20 protein-coding genes and 1 riboswitch are annotated in these 20,808 nt (G+C 43.3%); of the genes, 6 read left to right on the top strand and 14 right to left on the bottom strand.

Annotated features, from left to right (window positions below):
- Nucleotides 1-37 precede the first annotated feature (37 nt).
- On the bottom strand, nt 38-1,354 hold the full coding sequence (locus GSY63_RS14075) for a voltage-gated chloride channel family protein (protein ID WP_166586459.1): 1,317 nt from the start codon (nt 1,352-1,354) through the stop codon (nt 38-40).
- Between the two features lie 26 nt (nt 1,355-1,380).
- Nucleotides 1,381-1,447: riboswitch (Fluoride riboswitch) on the bottom strand.
- 63 nt (nt 1,448-1,510) lie between these two features.
- Here GSY63_RS14075 and GSY63_RS14070 point away from each other — a divergent pair.
- On the top strand, nt 1,511-2,458 hold the full coding sequence (locus GSY63_RS14070; protein WP_166586458.1) for a tryptophan 2,3-dioxygenase family protein: 948 nt from the start codon (nt 1,511-1,513) through the stop codon (nt 2,456-2,458).
- Here the strand turns inward: GSY63_RS14070 and GSY63_RS14065 are convergent.
- Nucleotides 2,455-2,910, bottom strand: a complete 456-nt coding sequence (locus GSY63_RS14065) for a hypothetical protein (RefSeq protein WP_166586457.1) — start codon at nt 2,908-2,910, stop codon at nt 2,455-2,457. The genes GSY63_RS14070 and GSY63_RS14065 overlap by 4 nt on opposite strands.
- 90 nt (nt 2,911-3,000) lie before the next feature.
- Between GSY63_RS14065 and GSY63_RS14060 the strand changes: the two genes are divergently transcribed.
- A complete protein-coding gene (locus GSY63_RS14060) occupies nt 3,001-4,065 on the top strand; it encodes a branched-chain amino acid aminotransferase (RefSeq protein ID WP_166586456.1) in 1,065 nt (354 codons plus the stop codon).
- 134 nt (nt 4,066-4,199) lie between these two features.
- Here GSY63_RS14060 and GSY63_RS14055 read toward each other — a convergent pair whose 3' ends face one another.
- Complete coding sequence (locus GSY63_RS14055) at nt 4,200-4,481, bottom strand: ATP-dependent Clp protease adaptor ClpS (RefSeq protein ID WP_166586455.1); 282 nt, start codon at nt 4,479-4,481, stop codon at nt 4,200-4,202.
- A 103-nt stretch (nt 4,482-4,584) separates the two neighbouring features.
- Between GSY63_RS14055 and GSY63_RS14050 the strand changes: the two genes are divergently transcribed.
- Nucleotides 4,585-5,493 carry a hypothetical protein gene (locus tag GSY63_RS14050; RefSeq protein WP_166586230.1) on the top strand — a complete coding sequence of 303 codons (909 nt, stop codon included), beginning with the start codon at nt 4,585-4,587 and terminating at the stop codon, nt 5,491-5,493.
- A gap of 9 nt (nt 5,494-5,502) precedes the next feature.
- Here GSY63_RS14050 and GSY63_RS14045 read toward each other — a convergent pair whose 3' ends face one another.
- Entirely contained in the window at nt 5,503-8,214 is a 2,712-nt protein-coding gene (locus GSY63_RS14045; protein ID WP_166586454.1) for a carboxypeptidase-like regulatory domain-containing protein, read from the bottom strand.
- A gap of 52 nt (nt 8,215-8,266) precedes the next feature.
- A complete protein-coding gene (gene dcd / locus GSY63_RS14040) occupies nt 8,267-8,803 on the bottom strand; it encodes a dCTP deaminase (protein WP_166586453.1) in 537 nt (178 codons plus the stop codon).
- Between the two features lie 76 nt (nt 8,804-8,879).
- Here dcd and GSY63_RS14035 point away from each other — a divergent pair, with 76 nt between their 5' ends.
- Genes GSY63_RS14035 through GSY63_RS14025 form a run of 3 tightly spaced genes read left to right on the top strand, consistent with a single transcriptional unit; the run spans nt 8,880 to nt 10,974 of the window.
- On the top strand, nt 8,880-9,524 hold the full coding sequence (locus GSY63_RS14035; RefSeq protein WP_166586452.1) for a 4'-phosphopantetheinyl transferase family protein: 645 nt from the start codon (nt 8,880-8,882) through the stop codon (nt 9,522-9,524).
- Nucleotides 9,521-10,243 (top strand): lipoyl(octanoyl) transferase LipB, encoded by a 723-nt coding sequence (gene lipB, locus GSY63_RS14030; protein WP_166586451.1) that lies wholly within the window; start codon nt 9,521-9,523, stop codon nt 10,241-10,243. Before GSY63_RS14035 ends, lipB begins: the two co-directional genes overlap by 4 nt.
- On the top strand, nt 10,240-10,974 hold the full coding sequence (locus GSY63_RS14025; protein WP_166586450.1) for an SGNH/GDSL hydrolase family protein: 735 nt from the start codon (nt 10,240-10,242) through the stop codon (nt 10,972-10,974). The genes lipB and GSY63_RS14025 overlap by 4 nt, the downstream gene beginning before the upstream one ends.
- Here GSY63_RS14025 and GSY63_RS14020 read toward each other — a convergent pair.
- The 9 genes from GSY63_RS14020 to GSY63_RS13980 all read right to left on the bottom strand — a co-directional run bounded on the left by GSY63_RS14020 (nt 10,971) and on the right by GSY63_RS13980 (nt 20,782).
- Complete coding sequence (locus GSY63_RS14020) at nt 10,971-12,398, bottom strand: L-serine ammonia-lyase (protein ID WP_166586449.1); 1,428 nt, start codon at nt 12,396-12,398, stop codon at nt 10,971-10,973. The genes GSY63_RS14025 and GSY63_RS14020 overlap by 4 nt on opposite strands.
- 58 nt (nt 12,399-12,456) lie before the next feature.
- A complete protein-coding gene (locus tag GSY63_RS14015; protein ID WP_166586448.1) occupies nt 12,457-13,242 on the bottom strand; it encodes a mechanosensitive ion channel family protein in 786 nt (261 codons plus the stop codon).
- 321 nt (nt 13,243-13,563) lie between these two features.
- Nucleotides 13,564-14,580: a hypothetical protein gene (locus GSY63_RS14010; RefSeq protein ID WP_166586447.1), complete on the bottom strand. Its 1,017-nt coding sequence runs from the start codon at nt 14,578-14,580 to the stop codon at nt 13,564-13,566.
- Between the two features lie 199 nt (nt 14,581-14,779).
- On the bottom strand, nt 14,780-16,417 hold the full coding sequence (gene groL, locus GSY63_RS14005) for a chaperonin GroEL (protein WP_166586446.1): 1,638 nt from the start codon (nt 16,415-16,417) through the stop codon (nt 14,780-14,782).
- Between the two features lie 86 nt (nt 16,418-16,503).
- The gene (locus GSY63_RS14000) at nt 16,504-16,794 is read right to left on the bottom strand and encodes a co-chaperone GroES (protein WP_166586445.1); all 291 of its coding nucleotides are present in this window, start codon (nt 16,792-16,794) and stop codon (nt 16,504-16,506) included.
- A gap of 238 nt (nt 16,795-17,032) precedes the next feature.
- The gene (gene secG, locus GSY63_RS13995) at nt 17,033-17,368 is read right to left on the bottom strand and encodes a preprotein translocase subunit SecG (protein ID WP_166586444.1); all 336 of its coding nucleotides are present in this window, start codon (nt 17,366-17,368) and stop codon (nt 17,033-17,035) included.
- 7 nt (nt 17,369-17,375) lie between these two features.
- Nucleotides 17,376-18,989, bottom strand: coding sequence for a hypothetical protein (locus GSY63_RS13990; RefSeq protein ID WP_166586443.1), 1,614 nt, complete (start codon nt 18,987-18,989; stop codon nt 17,376-17,378).
- 21 nt (nt 18,990-19,010) lie between these two features.
- Nucleotides 19,011-19,535, bottom strand: coding sequence for an LptE family protein (locus GSY63_RS13985; RefSeq protein WP_166586442.1), 525 nt, complete (start codon nt 19,533-19,535; stop codon nt 19,011-19,013).
- A gap of 2 nt (nt 19,536-19,537) precedes the next feature.
- A complete protein-coding gene (locus GSY63_RS13980) occupies nt 19,538-20,782 on the bottom strand; it encodes a sigma-54 interaction domain-containing protein (RefSeq protein ID WP_166586441.1) in 1,245 nt (414 codons plus the stop codon).
- Nucleotides 20,783-20,808: the final 26 nt, after the last annotated feature.

Raw genomic sequence — 20,808 nt, 5'->3', positions numbered from 1 at the left:
AAAAATATGTTTGATTTTAATGTTAAAGGCAGAAATTTTACCGCCTATATTTTTCAAACATCCTTTGCCAGTAGTCGCTCATCACTTTTTCCCCATCTTTACGTTGGGCACTATAAATTCCTGAATCTCCGCTAAAAAAATAGGCGGTAAAACAGGCTATGGCAAACAACATGGCATGTTCACCGCCGAATAATTCAATACCCATTAAAGTACAAGCCAGTGGCGTGTTGGTAGCACCGGCAAATACAGCGATAAATCCTAATGCAGCAAACAGGCTTACTGGTGCGTTTAAGAAATCTGCCAGTGTGTTACCTAAAGTTGCACCTACGTAAAACAGAGGCGTTACCTCCCCTCCTTTAAAGCCGGTACCTAAAGTTATTGCGGTATAAATAAGTTTCCACAACCAACTAAATAAATCGGCGCCATTTTGCTGAAATGCTGATACAATGGTTACTGCGCCGGGATGTTCTGGTTCTACACCTAAACTCAGGTAATCGGACTTGCCTATTAAAAATGTAAGAGCAATAATCACAATCCCTCCGCAAACAGGCACCAGCCAATCAATCTTAATCATTTTTAAAGAGAAGTTCTTCACTGCATGCGTGGTGTTAGCGAATAACCAGCTTGCCAACCCAAAAATAGCTGAAGCGAATATCACCTTCATAAGCAACAACAGATCGAGCGGGAGATGGCGATGATAATATTCGGCGCTGGTTTTAACCACGTCTATATGATATACAGTGTGGTGAATTCCCCAGAGGGCAACTGTTGCGTCGCCCACAAAACCGGCGATAAGGCAGGGCAGTAAGGCATTATATTGAATACGGCCGATGGTGATAACTTCTAGCGCAAAAATGGCCCCGGTTAATGGCGTTCCGAACACCGCTCCAAAACCTGCTGCAATACCGGCGGTGAGTAGCATCTTTTTATCAGCTTCGTTTAATTTAAAAAGAGATACGAAGAAGTTGGCTATGCTGCCACCTATCTGCACTGCGGTGCCCTCGCGGCCTGCAGAACCGCCAAAAAGGTGCGTAATTACCGTGGTAATTAAAATAAGCGGTGCCATACGTTTGGGCACGCCCCCGCCCGGTTCATGAATTTCGTCGATAATGAGGTTATTTCCACGCTCGGCAGAGCGGCCGTAAAGTTTGTATAAGAAATGAATGGCAACACCCGTCAGCGGTAACAAATAAAGCAACCATGGGTGCGCAAACCTATAATGAATGGCCCAGTTTAAAAGCCATAAAAATAGCGCCACCATACTGCCAATAGCAATAGCCACAGGCAAAGCAATAACGGTACAACGAAAACTGTAAATGATTGTTGAAAGCTGGGAATTGAGAAATTTTTTCATAAACCTACATGCAAATAAATAAAATTATCTGAGTAGGCGTCATCAGCTTTTTAGGGCGGTTCAAATAGGCAGCTCACCATTGCCTTTAAGTACAATACAAATATGGGTTAAAAAAGCATTGGCTGCAATAGCTTATTTCTTTTTCTATTTTTGTACATGCACTTTACACCCGAAATTACAGACCGGTTAGAGCTGTTACAGCAGAAGTATGAAGCCATGGGGCAAGACATGTCTTCATATCTTGATGGGTTACTATATGCTGATTTCCTTACCTACTGGGACTATATCCACCTAGATACGTTATTGAGCCTGCAAAGCCCCAAAACGCCGTTCCCTGATGAGGAGATCTTCATTATGTACCACCAGATCACCGAGCTATATTTTAAACTTACCCTGCACGAATGTAAACAAATTGCTGCTAAACAAAACCTTACCGCGGAGTTCTTCACAGCTCGATTAAAACGCATCAACAGCTATTTTAATGCCCTGGTTAACTCCTTCGAGGTGATGGTTGAGGGGATGGAAAAGGAGCAATTCCTTAAATTCCGCATGTCACTGCTACCTGCCAGTGGTTTCCAATCGGGACAGTACCGTATGATCGAGATTTATGCCACAGATTTTGTAAACCTGGTTGCTAAAGATAAACGCGAAGAGCTAAGAGGCGCAACCGTTGAGCAGCAGTTCGAAGAAATTTATTGGAAGTTTGGCGCCACCGAATTATCGACTGGTAAAAAGACACTGACGCTTAAACAGTTCGAGAAAAAGTATGCAGCAACCTTTATCGAGGTAGGAAAAAACTGTGCTGATGTTAATTTCAATAAGCTCTATCATAATTTAGAAGCTGCCGGACAGGCTACTCCACAATTGGCGGATCAGCTACGTCAACTGGATACCCATGTTAACGTAAACTGGCCATTGGCCCACTATAAATCTGCTGTAAAATACCTACACCGCGAGCCCGAAGAAATTAAAGCTACCGGTGGTACCAACTGGCAAAAATACCTGCCTCCGCGTTTTCAAAAACGCATCTTTTACCCGGAGTTATGGACTGCCGAGCAGATTGAAAATTGGGGAAAAGCATGGGTTGAAGGAGCGTTGAGTTAACGTTTATTCTTAGCCACCTTCGCTTCTATCAGTTTTTTGATCTGATCGAACTTTTCAAATTCGTTGTAGACAACAAAAGCGTTTCGCGACTTGGGTTGGGTTTTAAGCTCGATGCCTTTTACGTGGGTTTCAATTGATGTAATATTGGCAATTGAAACCTGCTTTGGTTTCCCTGATTCGGTTAACGTAACGGCGGTATCGCTTACTTCCAGTTTCATCGTGTCGATACGCTTGTTCGATCTTATGATACTCATAATCAATAGTGCAACAGCTAATACAGTCACACCCGCACTTAGAATAATAAAACGATAATCGTACCCGGTTCTAACCAATTGATAGACAACCAATCCTATTGGGAATAAATAAGGAACCAATAAACTGATATTCGACTGGCGTTTAAATGCGTCGGCTTTTTTCGGATCTACCCGATAGGTATGTACTGCTGTTGCCATAATATGCCGCTAATGTCCAACTTTTCGGGCTATAATTTCAGATTTGGCTTATAAAATTCATAAATTGCCACTTTTCAAATCTATTGGGCCATGACAGACACACTGGACATCAAAATTACTAAAACCACCCATTCCCGTTTACAAGAAACGGACTTTACTAACCTGGTATTTGGCCGTACCTTTGCCGATCACATGCTGGTCGCTGATTACGAAGACGGCGAATGGAAGAACTTCGAAATTTTACCTTATGGCGAAATTGCCCTTAGCCCAGCCATTTCTGCGCTGCACTACGGACAAGCATTTTTCGAAGGAATGAAAGCTTATAAACATGCTGATGGCCAGGTCTCCGTCTTCCGTCCGGATAAAAATGCTGCGCGTTTCAACAAATCTGCAGAGCGTTTATGCATGGCCGAACTGCCTGAAGATCTTTTTGTACAGAGCATTGCCGCTTTGGTAGATATCGACCGCGACTGGATTCCTGCACAAGCAGGCCACTCTTTATATATCCGTCCGTTTATGTTTGCTACGGATCCATATTTAGGTGTAACACCATCTAAAACCTATAAATTTATGGTTTTAACCGGTCCCGTTGGTCCTTATTTCACCAAACCACTGCGTGTTAAATTCGAAACAAACTATACCCGTGCTGCCGAAGGTGGTTTTGGTTATGCCAAAGCTGCAGGTAACTACGGTGGCTCTATGCTGCCATTTAAAAAGGCGGCCGAAGAAGGTTTCGACCAATTGATCTGGACAGATGCAAAAGAGCATTTATACGTTGAGGAAATGGGTGCGGCAAACGTAATGTTTATGTTGGACGGCAAACTGGTAACCCCATCAACCCGCGATACTATTTTAGATGGCGTAACCCGCGACACCGTTCTTGCATTGGCAAGATCATGGGGCGTACCTGTTGAAGAACGCCGCGTATCTATAGCCGAGGTTGTTGAAGGTGCAAAAAGCGGTAAATTAACAGATGCTTTCGGCGCTGGTACTGCTGCAACTATTGCACCAGTAGGTTCATTAAATCACGAGGGCGAAGAATACACCTTAAGTGATCCTTCAACCCGCGAATTCTCTCAAAAGGTATTAAAAACTTTAGACGATATCCGCTACGGAAAAGCCACCGATACTTTCGGCTGGAACTATATGGTGTAATTTTTAGTATCAAGTAGAGAGTATCAAGTAACAAGACCGCAATACTCAAGCTTACATAAAGAAAGCGCCTTAGATCACATATCTACGGCGCTTTCTTTATCTTGCTACTTAATACTCGTTACTTGATACTACCCTTATTCAACACTTACTGTTAATCCTTCTTGTTGTAATATTTTTCGGTAAACTTCCATCTCCGTAAAAGATCCTTCCAGCACGGCACATTTACCTTCGTTGTGTACCTTCCAGGCTATTTTTTCTGATTGCGATTCTGAATAATCCAGGTACTTCATCATGCAGTAAATTACATGATCAAACGTATTCACATCATCGTTCCACAAAATAAGACGGTGCACTTCTTTCAGCCCGGCCAATATTTCTTCAAGGGTGAGGGTCTCTTCCTGTACTTCGGTTGGCATAATTGTATTGTAATTACAAATTTACTTAAAAACCCATAATAAACACACTAAAAATGTGTTATACATGCGCATTAGAACATTTTAACAAAAACCCCTATTACAAATGAGATCGCGTTTAACCGCATTTGCCTTGGTTGCGGCAGCACCCCTGCTATTCTCGGCACATGCAAAAGCACAAGCCAAAACAGACAACACACTAAAAGCCCCACCAACCGAAATTACTATTGACGGCAGTCTGAAAGACTGGGGTGATAGCCTGCGTTATTACAACGAAGACAAAAAAATATACTATACGCTGGCCAACGACAAGGACAATCTATACATGGCCATCCGCGTTAACGACCGTACAGAGCAGATCCGTATTATTGGTGCAGGCCTAACTTTAAGCGTTAACCCCAAAGGCAAAAAGAAAGAACAGTACAGCATTACCTTTCCGGTTGGGGGCACCGATAATCAGCCTGCTTTTGGTGGTGCGGGCAGCAATGGCGGCGATAAACAACCCAACCCCGACGAGCTAGACAAGCAGGATCGCGAGGAAATGATGCGCGCCAGAATGACCAAGCTGCGCAACATACAGGTAACCGGGTTTCCGGATATTGAAAGCGATATCATTACTACAGCCAATACCTACGGTATTAAAGTAGCCCTTAATCTTGACGAAAGCGGCCAATTAGTTTACGAAGCTGCTATACCCCTAAAATTCTTCCATGCGGATGCGCCAGATAAAAGCGAATGGGCATTTAATATCAAAATAAACGGAGTAACTCATCCCAACGCTAACAAAACAGCAGGCTCACCCGATGGCGGTATGGGCGGTGGCCATGGAGGCATGGGCGGCGGAGGCGGTCGCGGCGGAATGGGTGGCGGCGGCATGGGCGGCGGCCGTCACGGCGGTGGTGGCATGGGCGGCGGCCGCGGCGGTATGGGCGGCGGTGCACAGGGCAGCACCGACCACTCAGAGATGTCCAAGTCTGTGGATTTCTGGGAGAAATTCTACCTCGGCAAAAACTAACGGATTACGTTACTCAACCTTATAATGATACACATGGCGGCCTATATGGCCGTCACTATCTATACCCTCAATCACTATCCGGTAAGAGCCCTTACTTCCAGCATTAAAAAACCCTAAACTGGCTTTCCCATCCTTATCAGTCACTAAATTAGGTGCCCAATATATCGTGCTGCGCATGTCGGCAAGCGTAGCGTTTACTTTAGGATCATCATATTGAGGCGAATAAAAAGTACGGGCAAGGTAAAAGCCTTTAGGCGAATAGGTAATTACCCCAGGCGAAAAACGTTGGTAGCTATTGCCCTCGTTGCCTCGTTTGGTGTTTACTATAATTACTCCGTTGCCTCCTCTACTGCCATACAACGACGTATAAGCTCCGCTTCTCAGTACTTCAATACTACTAATATCGGTGTAATTAATTTGGGTCAAAAAGTCTCCTTCAACGTAAATACCATCTACAATTATTTGCATTTGGCCGCCGCCACGAGTAGTGTAAGCATTTCCCTGCCGAAACGTTACACCCAATAAACGGCCCTGCAAGCATTGTGTTATATCTGGGCAACCTCCCATCAGCGCAATATCTTCTGCTTTAATCACCTGATCTGCATTACCAGCACCGTTAAGATTTGACGAATGATCAACCGGCGGCTTTTTCTTCTCGCGAATAGTAACTTCTTTAAGCAATATGTTATGGCTACCCACCCCGTACTTCACCTGTGTTTGATATAATGAGCGACTGCTTTGCAGGTAAGGAACTATCTTACTATCAAAATTTACATCGATATCTGGTGCGTTAACATTCGCTGTGAGTTGCTGCCGGGTAACATTGTCCAGATCAATGTCTACAAACTTTTTACCCTTGGCATCGCGTGCCTGGATAACAAATTTAAGGCTATCCTTAAAAATCAGGTTCTTAAATTCGAAACGCCCGTTAGCATCTGTAAGCGTATCTAACACAAAAGCACCGCCCGCGGTAGTAAACAAAGTAACCTTGCCACCTACAACCGGTTTGTTGCCGTTATGCACCCGACCCGATACTTTCAGAGTAGTCTCGGGCGTATATATCGGCCGTGCAAACGAGTCGCTCATTAGCTGTTTCCACTCAAACCTGCGATAGCCTTGTGTAAGCATCAACACATCGAGGTCAGCTTTCTCCTGCTTATCATCCTTGTGGGCGAAGTAATAATTTGGTTTTTCGATATAACCCTTAATATCCGAACTCAACAAAATACTGGATAGGATAGTTGTTTCATCCGACTCATCAACCGGCACCTTAGTTTCATCTATTACTGCTGCTGATAAACTGGCTACGGCGGGTTTGTTATCCGGTGTATTGGCAGCTATCTGTAAATTCATTTTCTCACGTTGCGCATAAGTTTGCTGAGGAGAGATGAGATCCAGCTTCAGGTCATCAGCACCGGTGGTAAAAATCAAACGCTCATTAACGGCTTCACCAGCTGCGTTAAACAACGTAAGCTGTGTAACACCAGTTGGAAATCTATTTTTGGTTACTTTGGTGGCAATTATGCCGTTTTCTACTTTACTCTTAGCTGCGTAATATACATTCCCTCCCGATTGCGCTACTAAATTTACCTCTGTACCAACAAGGCCAGGGCTGGCTGCTATACGTACCGAAATATTGTCGGGATCATAAGTATTGTTGACGCTCAAAGTGTAGCCCTGCTCCAAAGCTTTTGGTAAGGCAAATGTACCTTTAGAGCCATCCTCGAAAGTTATTTGAGCAGTGTAAGTTTTACCGGCCTCCGGCACTACCATAAAAATGCCCATACCCAAGTGTTGGGTTGTTATAGTTGATATCTCCTGATTATTGTTGTCGATTAATACACCATTTATATTCTTCCCTAAACCATCAGCACCAACAGCCTTAAAAGCAACCTTAGTTGGGAGCCCATTAACGAGATTACCACTCTCTGGAAAAAATTGAACATCAACTTTGCCAGATAGTGCCGTAACAGGGAGCACTTTCGTAACAGTGTTTTTTTCGTCTATTTTAATTTTGCTGACTATACGCGCCTGTTTGTTTTGCGTTTGCGCCATCCCGGCAAATGACAATGTCAATTCACCTTTACTATTGGTTATACCCTTACCTCTCGCAATATTTTTTGAGCCAGCCACAATTTGGTACGATACTTCTTTATTGGCAAATGGCGCACCTGCTAAATCCATATAAGTTATTGTTGCATTTACAACCGGCTGGCCGTTTTGCGTGGTATAAGTAAAAGCAGTATGCGTAAAAACATTGTTATTCAGCGCCTTGCCTATATGGATAGTTTTATCGAAAAAATAATCGGGTCCGGCATTTCGCATCCAATTTGTATACGCACGAACGCGGTAGTTACCTTCGTTAAGCGTGTCTGGCAGCGCAAAATCGCCATTAGCGAGACCCGAAACAACCGGCAGTTTGATAGCTTGTAATATCGAGTCACGGTCGTCTATAAGTTCTACATTTAAAGCACCGCTTAGAGCCGATAGCTCGTGCTTTGGTCCAACGGTAATGTAAGCCTTAAACCAAATATCATCGCCAACGGCATAATAAGGTTTATCAAAATGCAGATATACTTTCTCCTGCGGATAGGTATCAAGCCATTTCTGTAATTGGGTAGTTGCTTTTTTTATCGGGTCGTCATCGGCTTTAACAAAACCAAAAACAATTGCACTGGTAATAAAGGCAAGCAAATAAAGGGGTATCTTCTTGAAGGTCATAAGGTAAGGGGGTATTCCTATTAAACGCTCAGGAAGCGTAAAATGTTGTGCGCTAAAAGCTATTCTTCCACATCATGCTTTCAACCGGGCGGGTGGTTGGGTTATTGTATTTGGCATTCCCTTTGGTATTGTACAGGGTTTCAATATCACCCTCTACGCTAAAGTAAATCAGCTGGCCGATAGGCATGCCGGGATAAATTTTAACAGGCTGTGCGCACGAGATCTCCAGTGTCCAGGTATTGCAGAAACCAACGTCGCCTTTACCGGCCGTGGCGTGTATATCAATACCTAATCTGCCTGTGCTCGACTTACCTTCCAGAAAAGGAACGTGCTTATGTGTTTCGGTGTATTCTACTGTTACTCCCAGATAAAGTGTATTGGGCTGCAGCACAAAACCATCTTTAGGTATTTCGAAATGATCTATCTCGTTATGCGCTTTAGCATCAAGCACACGGCTACGGTAAGTTGCCAAATGTTTGCCCAAATGCACGTCGTATGAATTGGTACCCAGATTCTCTCGGTAAAAGGGTTCTATAATGATATGCCCTTTCTCAATCTCTTCTAAAATGCGCTTGTCCGATAAAATCATATGTAAGTACTAGTTAGCACGACTAATTTATAATTATTTGACATAAGTTTGTCACTGATTTTGCAATTTTACTTTTATGGCTATAGCGTACCGCCATCAGGTGGACCCGGATACTGAATTTGCTCTCTGGAAGATTGAAGAAGAGGCGGATGACCTTTACAGTCAGCTGCAACTCAACAACAAAGAGAAGGCTTATATTGAAAAGCTGAGCAAAGGAAAAAGAAACCTGCATTGGTTAGGTACGAGGGTTTTGCTACGTAAAATGCTGCACACCGACGAATATATAGATAGCCAAGTTGATATACACGGCAAACCTTACCTGGTAAACATGCCTTACCACATTTCGCTAAGCCACTCTTTTGACTATGCAGCCGTAATGGTAAGCAAAAGCGGCCCGGTAGGCATTGATATAGAACAAGTGAAAGAAAAAGTAGAGCGCATTGCCCACAAGTTTATGCGCCCCGAAGAAATGGCGTTTATAGATCCCGCAAATAAAATACAGCAACTATATGTATGTTGGTGCGCTAAAGAAGCTGTTTACAAGTGCTATGGGCAAAAAGAAGTTTCATTTGCCGACAATATACTACTGCAGCCTTTCCCCCCTCAAAACCAGGGAACAGTTTCTGCACGACTATTAAAAGGTGAAATAGATATACCGTACCAGGTTCAGTACATGCAGTACGAAGATTACATGGTAGGTTACGTAAAAGGACAACAATGAAAAATAAGCAGGTTGAATACCAGGACTGGGGCCTGATAGATTATAAAGAAGCATGGGACAGGCAGGAAGCCATTTTTGCCGATACCGTAAACACCAAAATTGCCATTCGCAATTTGCAGGTAGCAGGCGATGAAGCACCAGAAGATCTGGCTACTAAAAACTATCTCATATTTTGCGAACACCCGCACGTTTATACGTTGGGCAAAAGCGGCAAAATAGATAACCTATTGCTCGACGAGCAGGGATTGAAAGAAAAACACGCGGCTTATTATCCTATTAACCGTGGTGGTGATATTACCTATCATGGCCCGGGCCAGTTGGTGAGTTACCCGATATTAGATCTTGATAATTTTTTTACCGACATACATTTATACCTGCGCACACTAGAGCAGGCCGTAATTAATACCATTGGCGAATTTGGCCTTAAAGGCGAGCGTTATCCGGGCTATACAGGCGTTTGGCTAGATGCCGATAATGAGCGTGCCCGTAAAATTTGTGCCATGGGCGTGCGCTGCAGCCGCTGGGTAACTATGCATGGTTTGGCCCTAAATGTAAACCCCGATCTGGACTATTTTAAAAACATAGTGCCTTGCGGCATAGATGATAAAGCAGTAGCCTCCATGAAGCAGGAACTGGGCGAAGAGGTTAATCTAGGAGAAGTTAAAAAAATCCTTAAACACCATATTTCCGTATTGTTTGATATGGAGATAGCTGGATGAAGATATTAGGAAGTATATTAATTGCACTTTCAACCGTTGCCGGTTGCAGCAAACAACAAATGGATACTGTTAATAATTTACCCGCAGCTACTGCGTCAATACCTGCTACAGATACCGCCACTACCGTTACCTATTTAGCGCTGGGCGATTCCTACACCATCGGCGAATCTGTACCACAAGCACAGTCATTCCCATACCAGTTAACTGGTCAGCTAAAGCTTAATAAATTTAAGGCAAGTGACCCAGTGATTATTGCGAAGACCGGATGGACAACTAACGATCTGAAGTATGCTATTCAGGCTGCCAATTTAAATAAGACCTTTACCTTTGTTACCCTCTTGATTGGTGTAAACAACCAATACCAGAATTTCGACATCAATACCTACAGACCCGATTTTGTTGAATTGCTAAACACCGCTATCCAATTTGCTGGTGGCAATAAACGACATGTATTTGTGCTATCAATACCTGATTATTCGGTAACACCTTTTGCGGCAACCAGTATGAAGCAACAGATTGCTGATCAACTGAATGTTTATAACAACATCAACCAGGCCGAAAGCGATAAAGCGGGCGTAAACTACCTTAACATTACCGGCATTTCACGCACGGCAGCTACCGATGCTACGCTTATTGCCGGAGATGGCCTCCACCCGTCTGCGCTGATGTACAAGTTATGGGTTGACCAATTAGTAAAACAGGTTGCCAGCGGTCTTAACGCAAAGCCTTAACATTCCGGTAAACTCAGAGGAATGTTGATGGCTAGCCCACCGTCGGATGTTTCCTTGTACTTCGAATTCATATCCAGTGCGGTTTGCCACATCGTTTTTACCACGGCATCTAAACTCACTTTGGCGTTATCGGGGTTAGTTTGCAAAGCCAGCTGCGACGCTGTGATGGCTTTAATAGCACCCATGGTATTACGTTCGATACATGGCACCTGTACAAGGCCACCTATCGGGTCGCAGGTTAAACCTAAGTGGTGTTCCATGGCAATCTCTGCGGCCATCATCGCTTGTCGCTGTGAGCCCCCTAAACACTCTGTAAGCGCCGCTGCCGCCATTGCTGATGACACACCTATCTCGGCCTGGCAACCGCCCATAGCCGCAGATATGGTTGCGCCCTTTTTAAAGATGCTTCCAATCTCCGATGCCGTAAATAAAAACTGAATGATCTTTTGCTCAGTATAGCCATCGCAAAAAACCAAATAATATTGCAGCACTGCAGGTATAACTCCGGCAGCACCATTGGTTGGCGCCGTTACCACACGACCGAACGAAGCGTTCTCTTCATTAACGGCCAGTGCAAAGCAACTTACCCAATCTAATATATTTTTAAAACCATAGCCTGTTTCACGAATAGCAGTTACCCATTCGTCAAAATTTTGGTATGGGTTAGCCCCTATCAACTTTTTATTGAGCGAAGCTGCACGACGGGCTACGTTTAAGCCACCTGGCAAATAACCTGTGGTGTGGCAGCCACGATAAATACACTCTTTAATGGTATTAAAAATATCCAGCGTTCGCGACTTTGTTTCGTCTTCGCTGCGCCAGGCCAATTCGTTCTCCATTACCACTTCCGAGATCTTTAAACCGGTTTTGCGACACCAGTGCAGCAGGTCGCCGGCAGTATCTATCGGGAAGGGCAAGTCAACTTCTTTTGAGGCATCGGATTGCTCGTTCTCTTTAACCACAAAGCCGCCACCTATCGAATAATAGGTTTCTGACACAGCTTTACCATCGTTCAAAAATGCCTGAAAAGTTACTGCATTGGGGTGAAAAGGCAGACTTTCGTTAAACAAGAACATCAGGTCATCATCAAAACTAAAGCTAATTTGATTTTTGCCGCCAAGCGTTAGCTGATGATCACGTTTAATCTTATCTACTTTGGTGTTGATCTGTGTTACATCAAATGTTACAGGGTCGTCGCCACTAAGCCCAAGCAGTATGGCGATATCTGTACCATGGCCCTTACCAGTTTTTGCCAATGAGCCGTAAAGTAGTATTTTAACCTGCTCTACAGCAGCTACAACTTCACGCTCCTCCAACAAAGCAACAAATTGTTGAGCGGCACGCCAAGGACCTAAAGTATGCGAGCTGGATGGCCCGATACCTATTTTAAACATATTGAAAACAGAGATCTGTTCTTTTTGCATCAAACAAAGATATAGAAGTTTTAAACGGATTCGGCTGATTTAAACGCTGGACACCAGATCAGGTACCAGGCAATTTTACACCCGCTGCGCGAAGATCAACGATGATTCGCTCTTGTAGGCTCAGCTTAGTTTTAAGGAAATTTTTGGGGTCAACCCATACATTAACTACGTATTTTATACCGTCTATTTCTAAGGCTAATACACCTACTGTAGTACCGGGCGTTTTAAGAATATTAGGAGTTTGGCTGATTGCATTTTCTATAATGCTTTTCACCTGTTCCGGATCTGCCGCATACCCCAGTTTAATATTTATATCAAGCCTTCTTTTCCCTTCGCGGGTAACATTAACAATTACTTCGTTAAATAACTTTCCGTTGGGGATAATAACCGTTTTGTTATCAGGTGTTATGATTACCGTATAAAATATTTGGATGGACGTAACCCGACCGTCCTGTCCCTGTGCAATGATATTATCGTCCAGCTCAAACGGTTTGAGTAACAATATCAGAATCCCGCCTGCGAAGTTTTGTAATGTTCCAGATAACGCCAAACCTGCGGCAACAGTAGCAGCACCAATTACTGTGGTGAAAATGGTAAGCTCGATACCCATAATCTCCATCACCAGTATAACCAGCATCAGGTAGAGCGAGGTAATAGAAAGGCTTAGAAAGAAGGGTTGTAAGGATGAATGCACCTCATTTTGGCTCATCCGCTTTTGAATGGCCGCACGGATCAGCTTAATAATCCATAACCCAATAAAGAAAATGATGATGCCGACGATAACCCGGGGACCATTAGCGAAGATCCAATCGTATGCTTTGGTGTAGAAGATGTGTATATCCATTTAAGGATACAAAAATAAGACTTTTATTAAATGAAACTTGCCAAAACGGCTGGACCTTTGAATATTACCCATTCAAAAATTCGGCTTGGTATATGTCTGCGTTTGCTAACGATGTTTCTCATAACATCGAGATATAATCAAAGCCTATGCCCAGATTATCACATCAGCCTAAAAATGTGCAAATAAATATATTGATGACAAAGAAGTTAGATATTCTTAACATTGAGGGCCTTAGGTGTACTATTTATACTAAAACGGAAAGTAGTATAAATAGTACACTCCTAATTTGTGTATGTTAAAATACACACTGCAGTACACAGATTATGCGATAGATACGCTGCTCGCAGCCCTGCGCTTAGCCACATTTGATCCGAGCACAAGCATCAATACAACAGCTATAATGTTGGTGATAATTTTAAAATAAAGATCTTTTGTAGCGGGCCCCATAAAGCCTACAAAACTTATAGCCCACGAGCCAAGCAGCACACCAAAAATAAGGGCAAACCGATAGTTACTTTGCCACTGCGGGGCGACCACAAAACGAGGAATAAAGATCAAAGCAAAGACGGCTAACAGCAAACCAATTCCCACCGAAATTAGCGGTGACACATTAGGTGCAATACCAAAAGCTAATAATACAATTCCGTATAGTAATACCGCCCACACAGCGCCAACTAAACCTAGTAGCCAGGGTAATGGCGGCGTAAGTGGCGTGGTGGCGTACTGCTTATTCTTAAGCACGCTAATGGCTATAAAAACTAAAATAAGTATAACTACAAACGCTGTAATAATAGCGGGCGCCGGTGGGGTGTAGATTGGCAAATGAAACACTTTCGGACGGGCAATGCGGGTCCACGAGAACCAGGCGAGATAGCTGCCTAAAACAAAGAATATAGAAGTGATGATCAAACCCGCTTTACTTACCCAGGTTTCCCCGGCACGATCGGAAAATATCAGTTCGACCAGATACACCGGCAGAAAGACAACGAATACGGATTCATAGATTAGCGCCCAGGTTAAATAAACATAGTTAATACTAAAGCTGCGGGCATAGGTTACCCCTTTAAGCCGTATAACCAGTGGCGCGAATGAAGTTTGTTGTATCAGGCATTCTTCGGCTATTGATAAGCCAATGGCCATGAGCAACATGCTTATCCAACCCAAATTCCATTTACGCACTGCGGCCCTGATGAGCAATGCACCGCCGCCCCAAACGCACATTTCGATAGGCAATACAAATATCGAACTAAAGCGGGTTGCCCCTGGCAGCACTTCTGTAAGCATAGGTGCCATGAATACCAAAGTAAGCGCTGGCGCCATTTTCTGCAATCGGTTCATAATACTTTCAATTATATCTTAATATTTAAGTATCTTAATATTTAAGATAATACAAAGTTGATATTATTATTCGAAAAATCAATAGTTCAATCCAAAAAATATTTATCGAACCTCCTGATTCTCAGCAAACAAGGCCGCAAAACAAAAAAGGCCTGTCTGTTATCCAGACAAGCCTTTTTATATATTAGTTTGGAGATGATTACATCATGCCGCCCATGCCGCCACCCATTGGAGGACCGCCTGCGCCAACTTGAGCATCTTCCGGATCGTCAGCCAATACACACTCTGTTGTTAACAACATAGCTGCAATAGAAGCTGCGTTTTCTAAAGCTACACGAGATACTTTAGTTGGGTCGATAACACCGGCACCAATTAAGTTCTCATAGTTTCCGGTACGTGCGTTGTAACCGAAGTCTGCAGTACCTTCTTTAACTTTTTGTACCACGATAGAACCTTCGATACCAGCATTCTCACAGATCTGACGAAGAGGCTCTTCGATAGCGCGACGGATGATCTGGATACCAGTGTTCTCATCTTCGTTTTCACCTTTAAGATCGGCGATAGAAGCGACTGCGCGGATGAAAGCAACACCACCACCAGCTACGATACCTTCTTCAACAGCGGCACGTGTAGCGTGTAATGCGTCATCAACACGGTCTTTTTTCTCTTTCATTTCAACCTCAGTTGCAGCACCAATGTAAAGTACAGCAACACCGCCAGATAATTTAGCTAAACGTTCTTGCAGTTTTTCGCGGTCGTAATCAGATGTAGTTACTTCGATCTGAGCCTTGATCTCGTTAACACGGGCTTTGATATCCTCAGTGTTACCTAAACCATTGATGATCGTAGTATTATCTTTATCAATAGTGATTTTTTCTGCCTGACCTAAGAAAGAAAGATCAGCAGTTTCTAATTTGTAACCTCTTTCTTCAGAGATAACAGTACCACCAGTTAATTTAGCGATATCTTCTAACATTGCTTTACGACGGTCGCCAAAACCTGGTGCTTTAACAGCAGCAACCTTCAGTGAGCCACGGATTTTGTTAACTACCAAAGTAGCTAATGCTTCGCCGTCTAAATCTTCAGCAATAATTAATAATGGTTTGCCAGTTTGAACTTGTTTCTCCAGGATAGGAAGTAACTCTTTCATAGAAGAGATCTTTTTATCGTAGATCAGGATATAAGGGCTATCCAGTTCAGCTTCCATTTTATCTGCGTTGGTAACGAAGTACGGAGAAAGGTAACCACGGTCAAACTGCATACCTTCTACAGTTTTAACTTCGGTTTCAGTACCTTTTGCTTCTTCAACAGTAATTACACCTTGAGAACCAACTTTAGCCATTGCATCGGCAATTAAAGTACCGATAACTTCGTCGTTGTTAGCAGAGATAGATGCAACTTGTTTAATTTTATTGTTGTCTTCGCCAACAGTTTGAGATTGCTCTTGCAGGTTTTTAACAACCGCTGCAACAGCTTTGTCAATACCGCGTTTCAAATCCATTGGGTTTGCACCAGCAGCTACGTTTTTAATACCTGCAGTTACAATAGCTTGTGCTAATACAGTAGCAGTAGTAGTACCATCACCGGCAACGTCAGCAGTTTTTGAAGCTACTTCTTTTACCATTTGTGCACCCATGTTTTCCAAAGGATCTTTTAATTCGATCTCTTTAGCAACAGATACACCGTCTTTAGTGATTGATGGTGAACCGAATTTTTTATCGATGATTACGTTACGGCCTTTAGGACCTAAGGTTACCTTAACCGCGTTAGCTAAGATGTCAACACCGCGCTTTAAAGCGTCACGTGCTTCTACATTATATTTTATTTGCTTTGCCATGTTTCTTTTAGTTATGAATGAGTGAATTTTGAAGGCGTGAGTGAACTATAAATAAGAGTAATAGTACCCGCCCTTCTATCATTAAATTACAATACTACGCCGATTATATCAGACTCTCTCATGATCAGGTAGTCTTTACCTTCGTGAGGTAATTCCTGGCCACCATATTTTCCGTATAATACCACGTCACCTACTTTAACGGTCGATTTTTTTCCATCGCCATCTTCTTCAGATACAGCTACAACAGTACCTCTCTGAGGTTTCTCCTGTGCAGTTTCGGGGATGTAAATACCAGATGCGGTTCTTGTTTCAGCTGGTGCAGGCTCCACAATCACTCGGTTGGCCGTGCCAGCAATAGGCTTAATGTTAATTGACATAATTATATTTATAATTTATTTTATTAGTTCTATTGCACCTTGTGCAGCATCAATAATGCCAAGTGAACGTTTTGTTAAAAATTGACACCTCGGGCTGTACAATTGTCATACTTTTAACAATAGGTTTATCCCGCAGTCACATTACAAAAACATGACAATGCCAGCATGGCAGTTATGTTACCTAACAAAAAAGGCTTTGGAAAATTTCCAAAGCCTTTTGTCTGATATTTTGTTCAGCTTACTTTTTAGCAGGTGCCGGAGGTAAAACCGGGGTGCTAACTGGTGCTGTTGGTTTTGATGCTTTTTCGATCTGATTTTGATACTCATTAGCACCGCCTGCTTTTACTGAGCTGCTTTTTACGGCTACGTTAATGGCTAATGATAATACCATTAAAGTGATTGCTAATACCCATGTACCTTTTTCAAGGATGTCACCGGTTTTTTGCACGCCCATTAGTTGAGACGATGAAGAAAAGTTTGAAGATAAGCCACCGCCCTTAGGGTTTTGAATAAGTACAATAAATCCTAACAGGATACATACAAGGATGGCTACGATAATTAAAATAAAATACATTTTATAACTAGTTTGTTCTGTTTTCTAATTTTTCAATCTGACCCGCAAAGTAACTACTTTTTTCCGGATATCTCAACATTAACTTTTTATAAGTTGCTATGGCCTTGTGAAAAAGCATTTGATCTATATAAATACGGGCTAATGTTTCGGTTACCAGTTCTTCACTGTCTTCGGCGCTGTTACGGGCTTTGTTTTCGTTATCCAGTTTATCGCTGCTTGGCGGCTTTATTTGCGGTTCTTCCTGTATAAAGCGATCGATAATGGCCTCTTCCTTTTTCTTTGGATCGATAAAAACAGGCTCTGCTTTCTCCTCGGTTAACTCGTCAATAGTTGGCAAGGCCGAAGGCTTGGCATACGGTTGATAAATATTTGAATGCTCCCTGCGCGTTTTATCCAACCACCACAAAAACGAATACGGCATATTATCATCATGATACTTTGCCATAGTTTGCTTGTCGTCTTCGGCAGTTGTTGCCTCGGGTAAAGCAGCCGGCTCGTTTACCAGCGCATCTCTAAATGCAAAGTAATCAGCGGCGTAAATATTTTCGGTAATATGAGTTTCGAGATTAAAGGCCGGTTTTTGATGCTCTTCTGTTTCCTGAACAGCCGGAGTTTCGGTATTTAACTGCTCGGTGTAATTTGTATAATAAGGCTCATCTGCGGTAATGGAAGCTATAGGTTCATCACTCGCCGTAGGCACCGGAGCAATCTGTATATCGTCGATTCCTACAATCTCGTCATAAACTTCATCCTCTGCAGCTGGTTGATCTGCCACGTGATGACCATTGCTACTGTGACCACCTTCGCTAAACTCTTCTTCGTAACGAATAGCCTGCCATTCGGGATCATCCGGCAAAGAAGATAAAACAGGATCGGCCGGTGCGTTTTCGTGCGCAATGGGCACTTCTTCTAACTGCGTATTGGTATAATACAAAGGCTCGGCCGGCGGGTTGATATTGGCAGGCGTTGGTTGCCAATCACTCCATACCGATTCCGATTCAACAGGTTTTATCTCTGCTTCGGGCTCAATGGTGTTCTCCGGTTCAACTTGTTCCGGTACATCTATATGAGCTTCGGCTTCAGCTACAACTTCTTGCTCAGTTATTTCGGGTTCAACTATTGTTTCTGATTCAGCTTCGGGCTCTGCATTTACTTGCACCTTAGGCGCGGCGGCAATATCCTCTGGCTGGCTTACAGTTTCTTCGTCTGTAAACTGTGCCCAGTTGGTCTCGCTGCCCAATTTACGGCGATTAGCTTCGGCCAAAGCAATATCTTCTAGGGCAGGATCGTATTCTGCAAAAGTTTTTTCGCTCAACGGGTTTGGAAGCGGTGCGGTATTAAAAGCAACCTCATCCAGATTTATAATCTGGCTTGGCGCAACCACGGGCAGTCGTTCCTTTACGTTTACCAATCTGTATAAGGATTGCCCGTTGTAATATACCGACGCATTGCTTACTAATTGCTTATCGCCGCCACGAGCAAGTAACACATGTAACAGGTTACTCTGCGGGTACTGACTAAGTATCTTTTTTAATTCCTGCGCATGCAGCTCACTATCAGTCCGGTTGGCTAATACATCCCACAAGGCTTCCGCCAAATTATCATTTACCTGCTGCTCCACGTGGTTGAAAGTACTAATTGCCTACCAATTGGCAAAGGCTTTGTTAAAAATATCTTCGGTTATCTCGGGTAATATCTGCGCTACAAGCTTCTGTTCCTGGCTTCCTATATCGCCCGAAAAATCGGCCCAACGTGAAAAAGATTGCTCGAAGTTTAGCTTCTTATCAATATCATTTACATACTTAACGTTTACCGTAATAGTTAAACGGCTTTTGCTTGCAATAGGCGGCGCAGTATTGGTATTGGTAGCCTGCACAGCAACCGGACCAATGCTATAACCCACAATACTGCCAGACATGGTGGCATTGCCTTCACCTCTTACTATACTTAAACTGGTTTGAGAACGTATGCGGGTTTTTATTGCCTCCGTAACCGATTGACTAAGGCTGGTTAGTACATACGGCGCATTATTTTCGAAATACTCTACGTTGATGGTTTTTAATCCCGCTGGTATAGATATCCCATCCAACCGGTATGCGCACGATTGGCTTATACAACACAATATAACGATGGCGACAATAGAAAATAGTGCCCTTGCTTTGAACATGCTTATAAATTTAGTTCTTTAATTTTTCGGTATAAGGTACGTTCTGATATACCCAGTTCATTGGCGGCCAGTTTACGTTTACCCTTATGTTTCTTTAATGCCTTGCGTATCAGGTCCGACTCTTTTTCTATTAACGATAAAGACTCTTCTACCTCCTCGGCATGCGTGGTTATAAAAGATTCGTTACTGCCGTTGCTGCTGTTATTTACAGTAACGGGCTGCTGCAAAGTAAATTGTGCATCCTGATTGTTAGGAATTTCGATATCCCTGTACAACTGACTGATAGTCTGCGAATGGTTGGCATAGTTTGGCGAACTACCACCATGCTCCATCATATCTGCCACCAGTTTTTTTAGTTCAACCATATCGCGCTTCATGTCAAAAAGCACCTTGTATAGAATGTCTCTTTCGGAGAAATCTTCTTTAGGCTGATTTCCTATGCGCATCGGCAGGTTTGAGCCGCTTCCCTCCTGGGGGATATAGTTCAACAGCGTTGCACCGGTGATGGTACGGTCGCGCTCTAACACGGCCAGTTGCTCTGCAATATTTTTAAGCTGACGCACGTTTCCCGGCCACGAGTAATTGGAGAGCACACGTTGTGCATCGTCATCCAACTGCATTGGGGGAGTGCGGTATTTATCAGTAAAATCTGATGCGAACTTGCGGAACAGCAGGTAAACATCTTCTTTTCTATCGCGCAAAGGCGGTATACGCAACGGCACAGTATTTAATCGATAGTACAAGTCTTCGCGAAATTTACCTGCTTTAACGGCGTCATAAACATCCACATTGGTGGCAGCAATTACCCGCACGTTAGTTTTCTCTACTTTTGATGAACCCACACGGATAAACTGGCCTGATTCCAATACCCTCAGCAAACGGGCTTGAGTACCTAATGGCATCTCACCTATCTCATCTAAAAATATAGTACCGCCATTCACCGTCTCAAAGTAACCTTTACGTTCGCCGATGGCTCCAGTATAGGCTCCCTTTTCGTGACCGAAAAGCTCTGAATCTATAGTACCTTCAGGTATCGCGCCGCAGTTTACCGCAATAAACGGCCCATGCTTACGCGGACTAAGCTGGTGTATAATATGCGAAAAAGCCTCTTTACCACTGCCGCTCTCGCCGGTTATCAGTACTGATATATCCGTAGGCGCCACCTGGCTGGCTATGCTTATAGCCCGGTTAAGCAATGGCGAATTGCCAATGATACCGAAGCGTTGTTTTATTTCTTGTACGTCCATAAGAGAGAATCAAGAGTCGGGAATCA

The sequence above is a fragment of the Mucilaginibacter agri genome, assembly GCF_009928685.1.
Lineage (GTDB): Bacteria > Bacteroidota > Bacteroidia > Sphingobacteriales > Sphingobacteriaceae > Mucilaginibacter > Mucilaginibacter agri.
The sequence above is the reverse complement of the archived record's forward strand: the minus strand, read 5'-3'. Positions and strand labels throughout refer to the sequence as shown.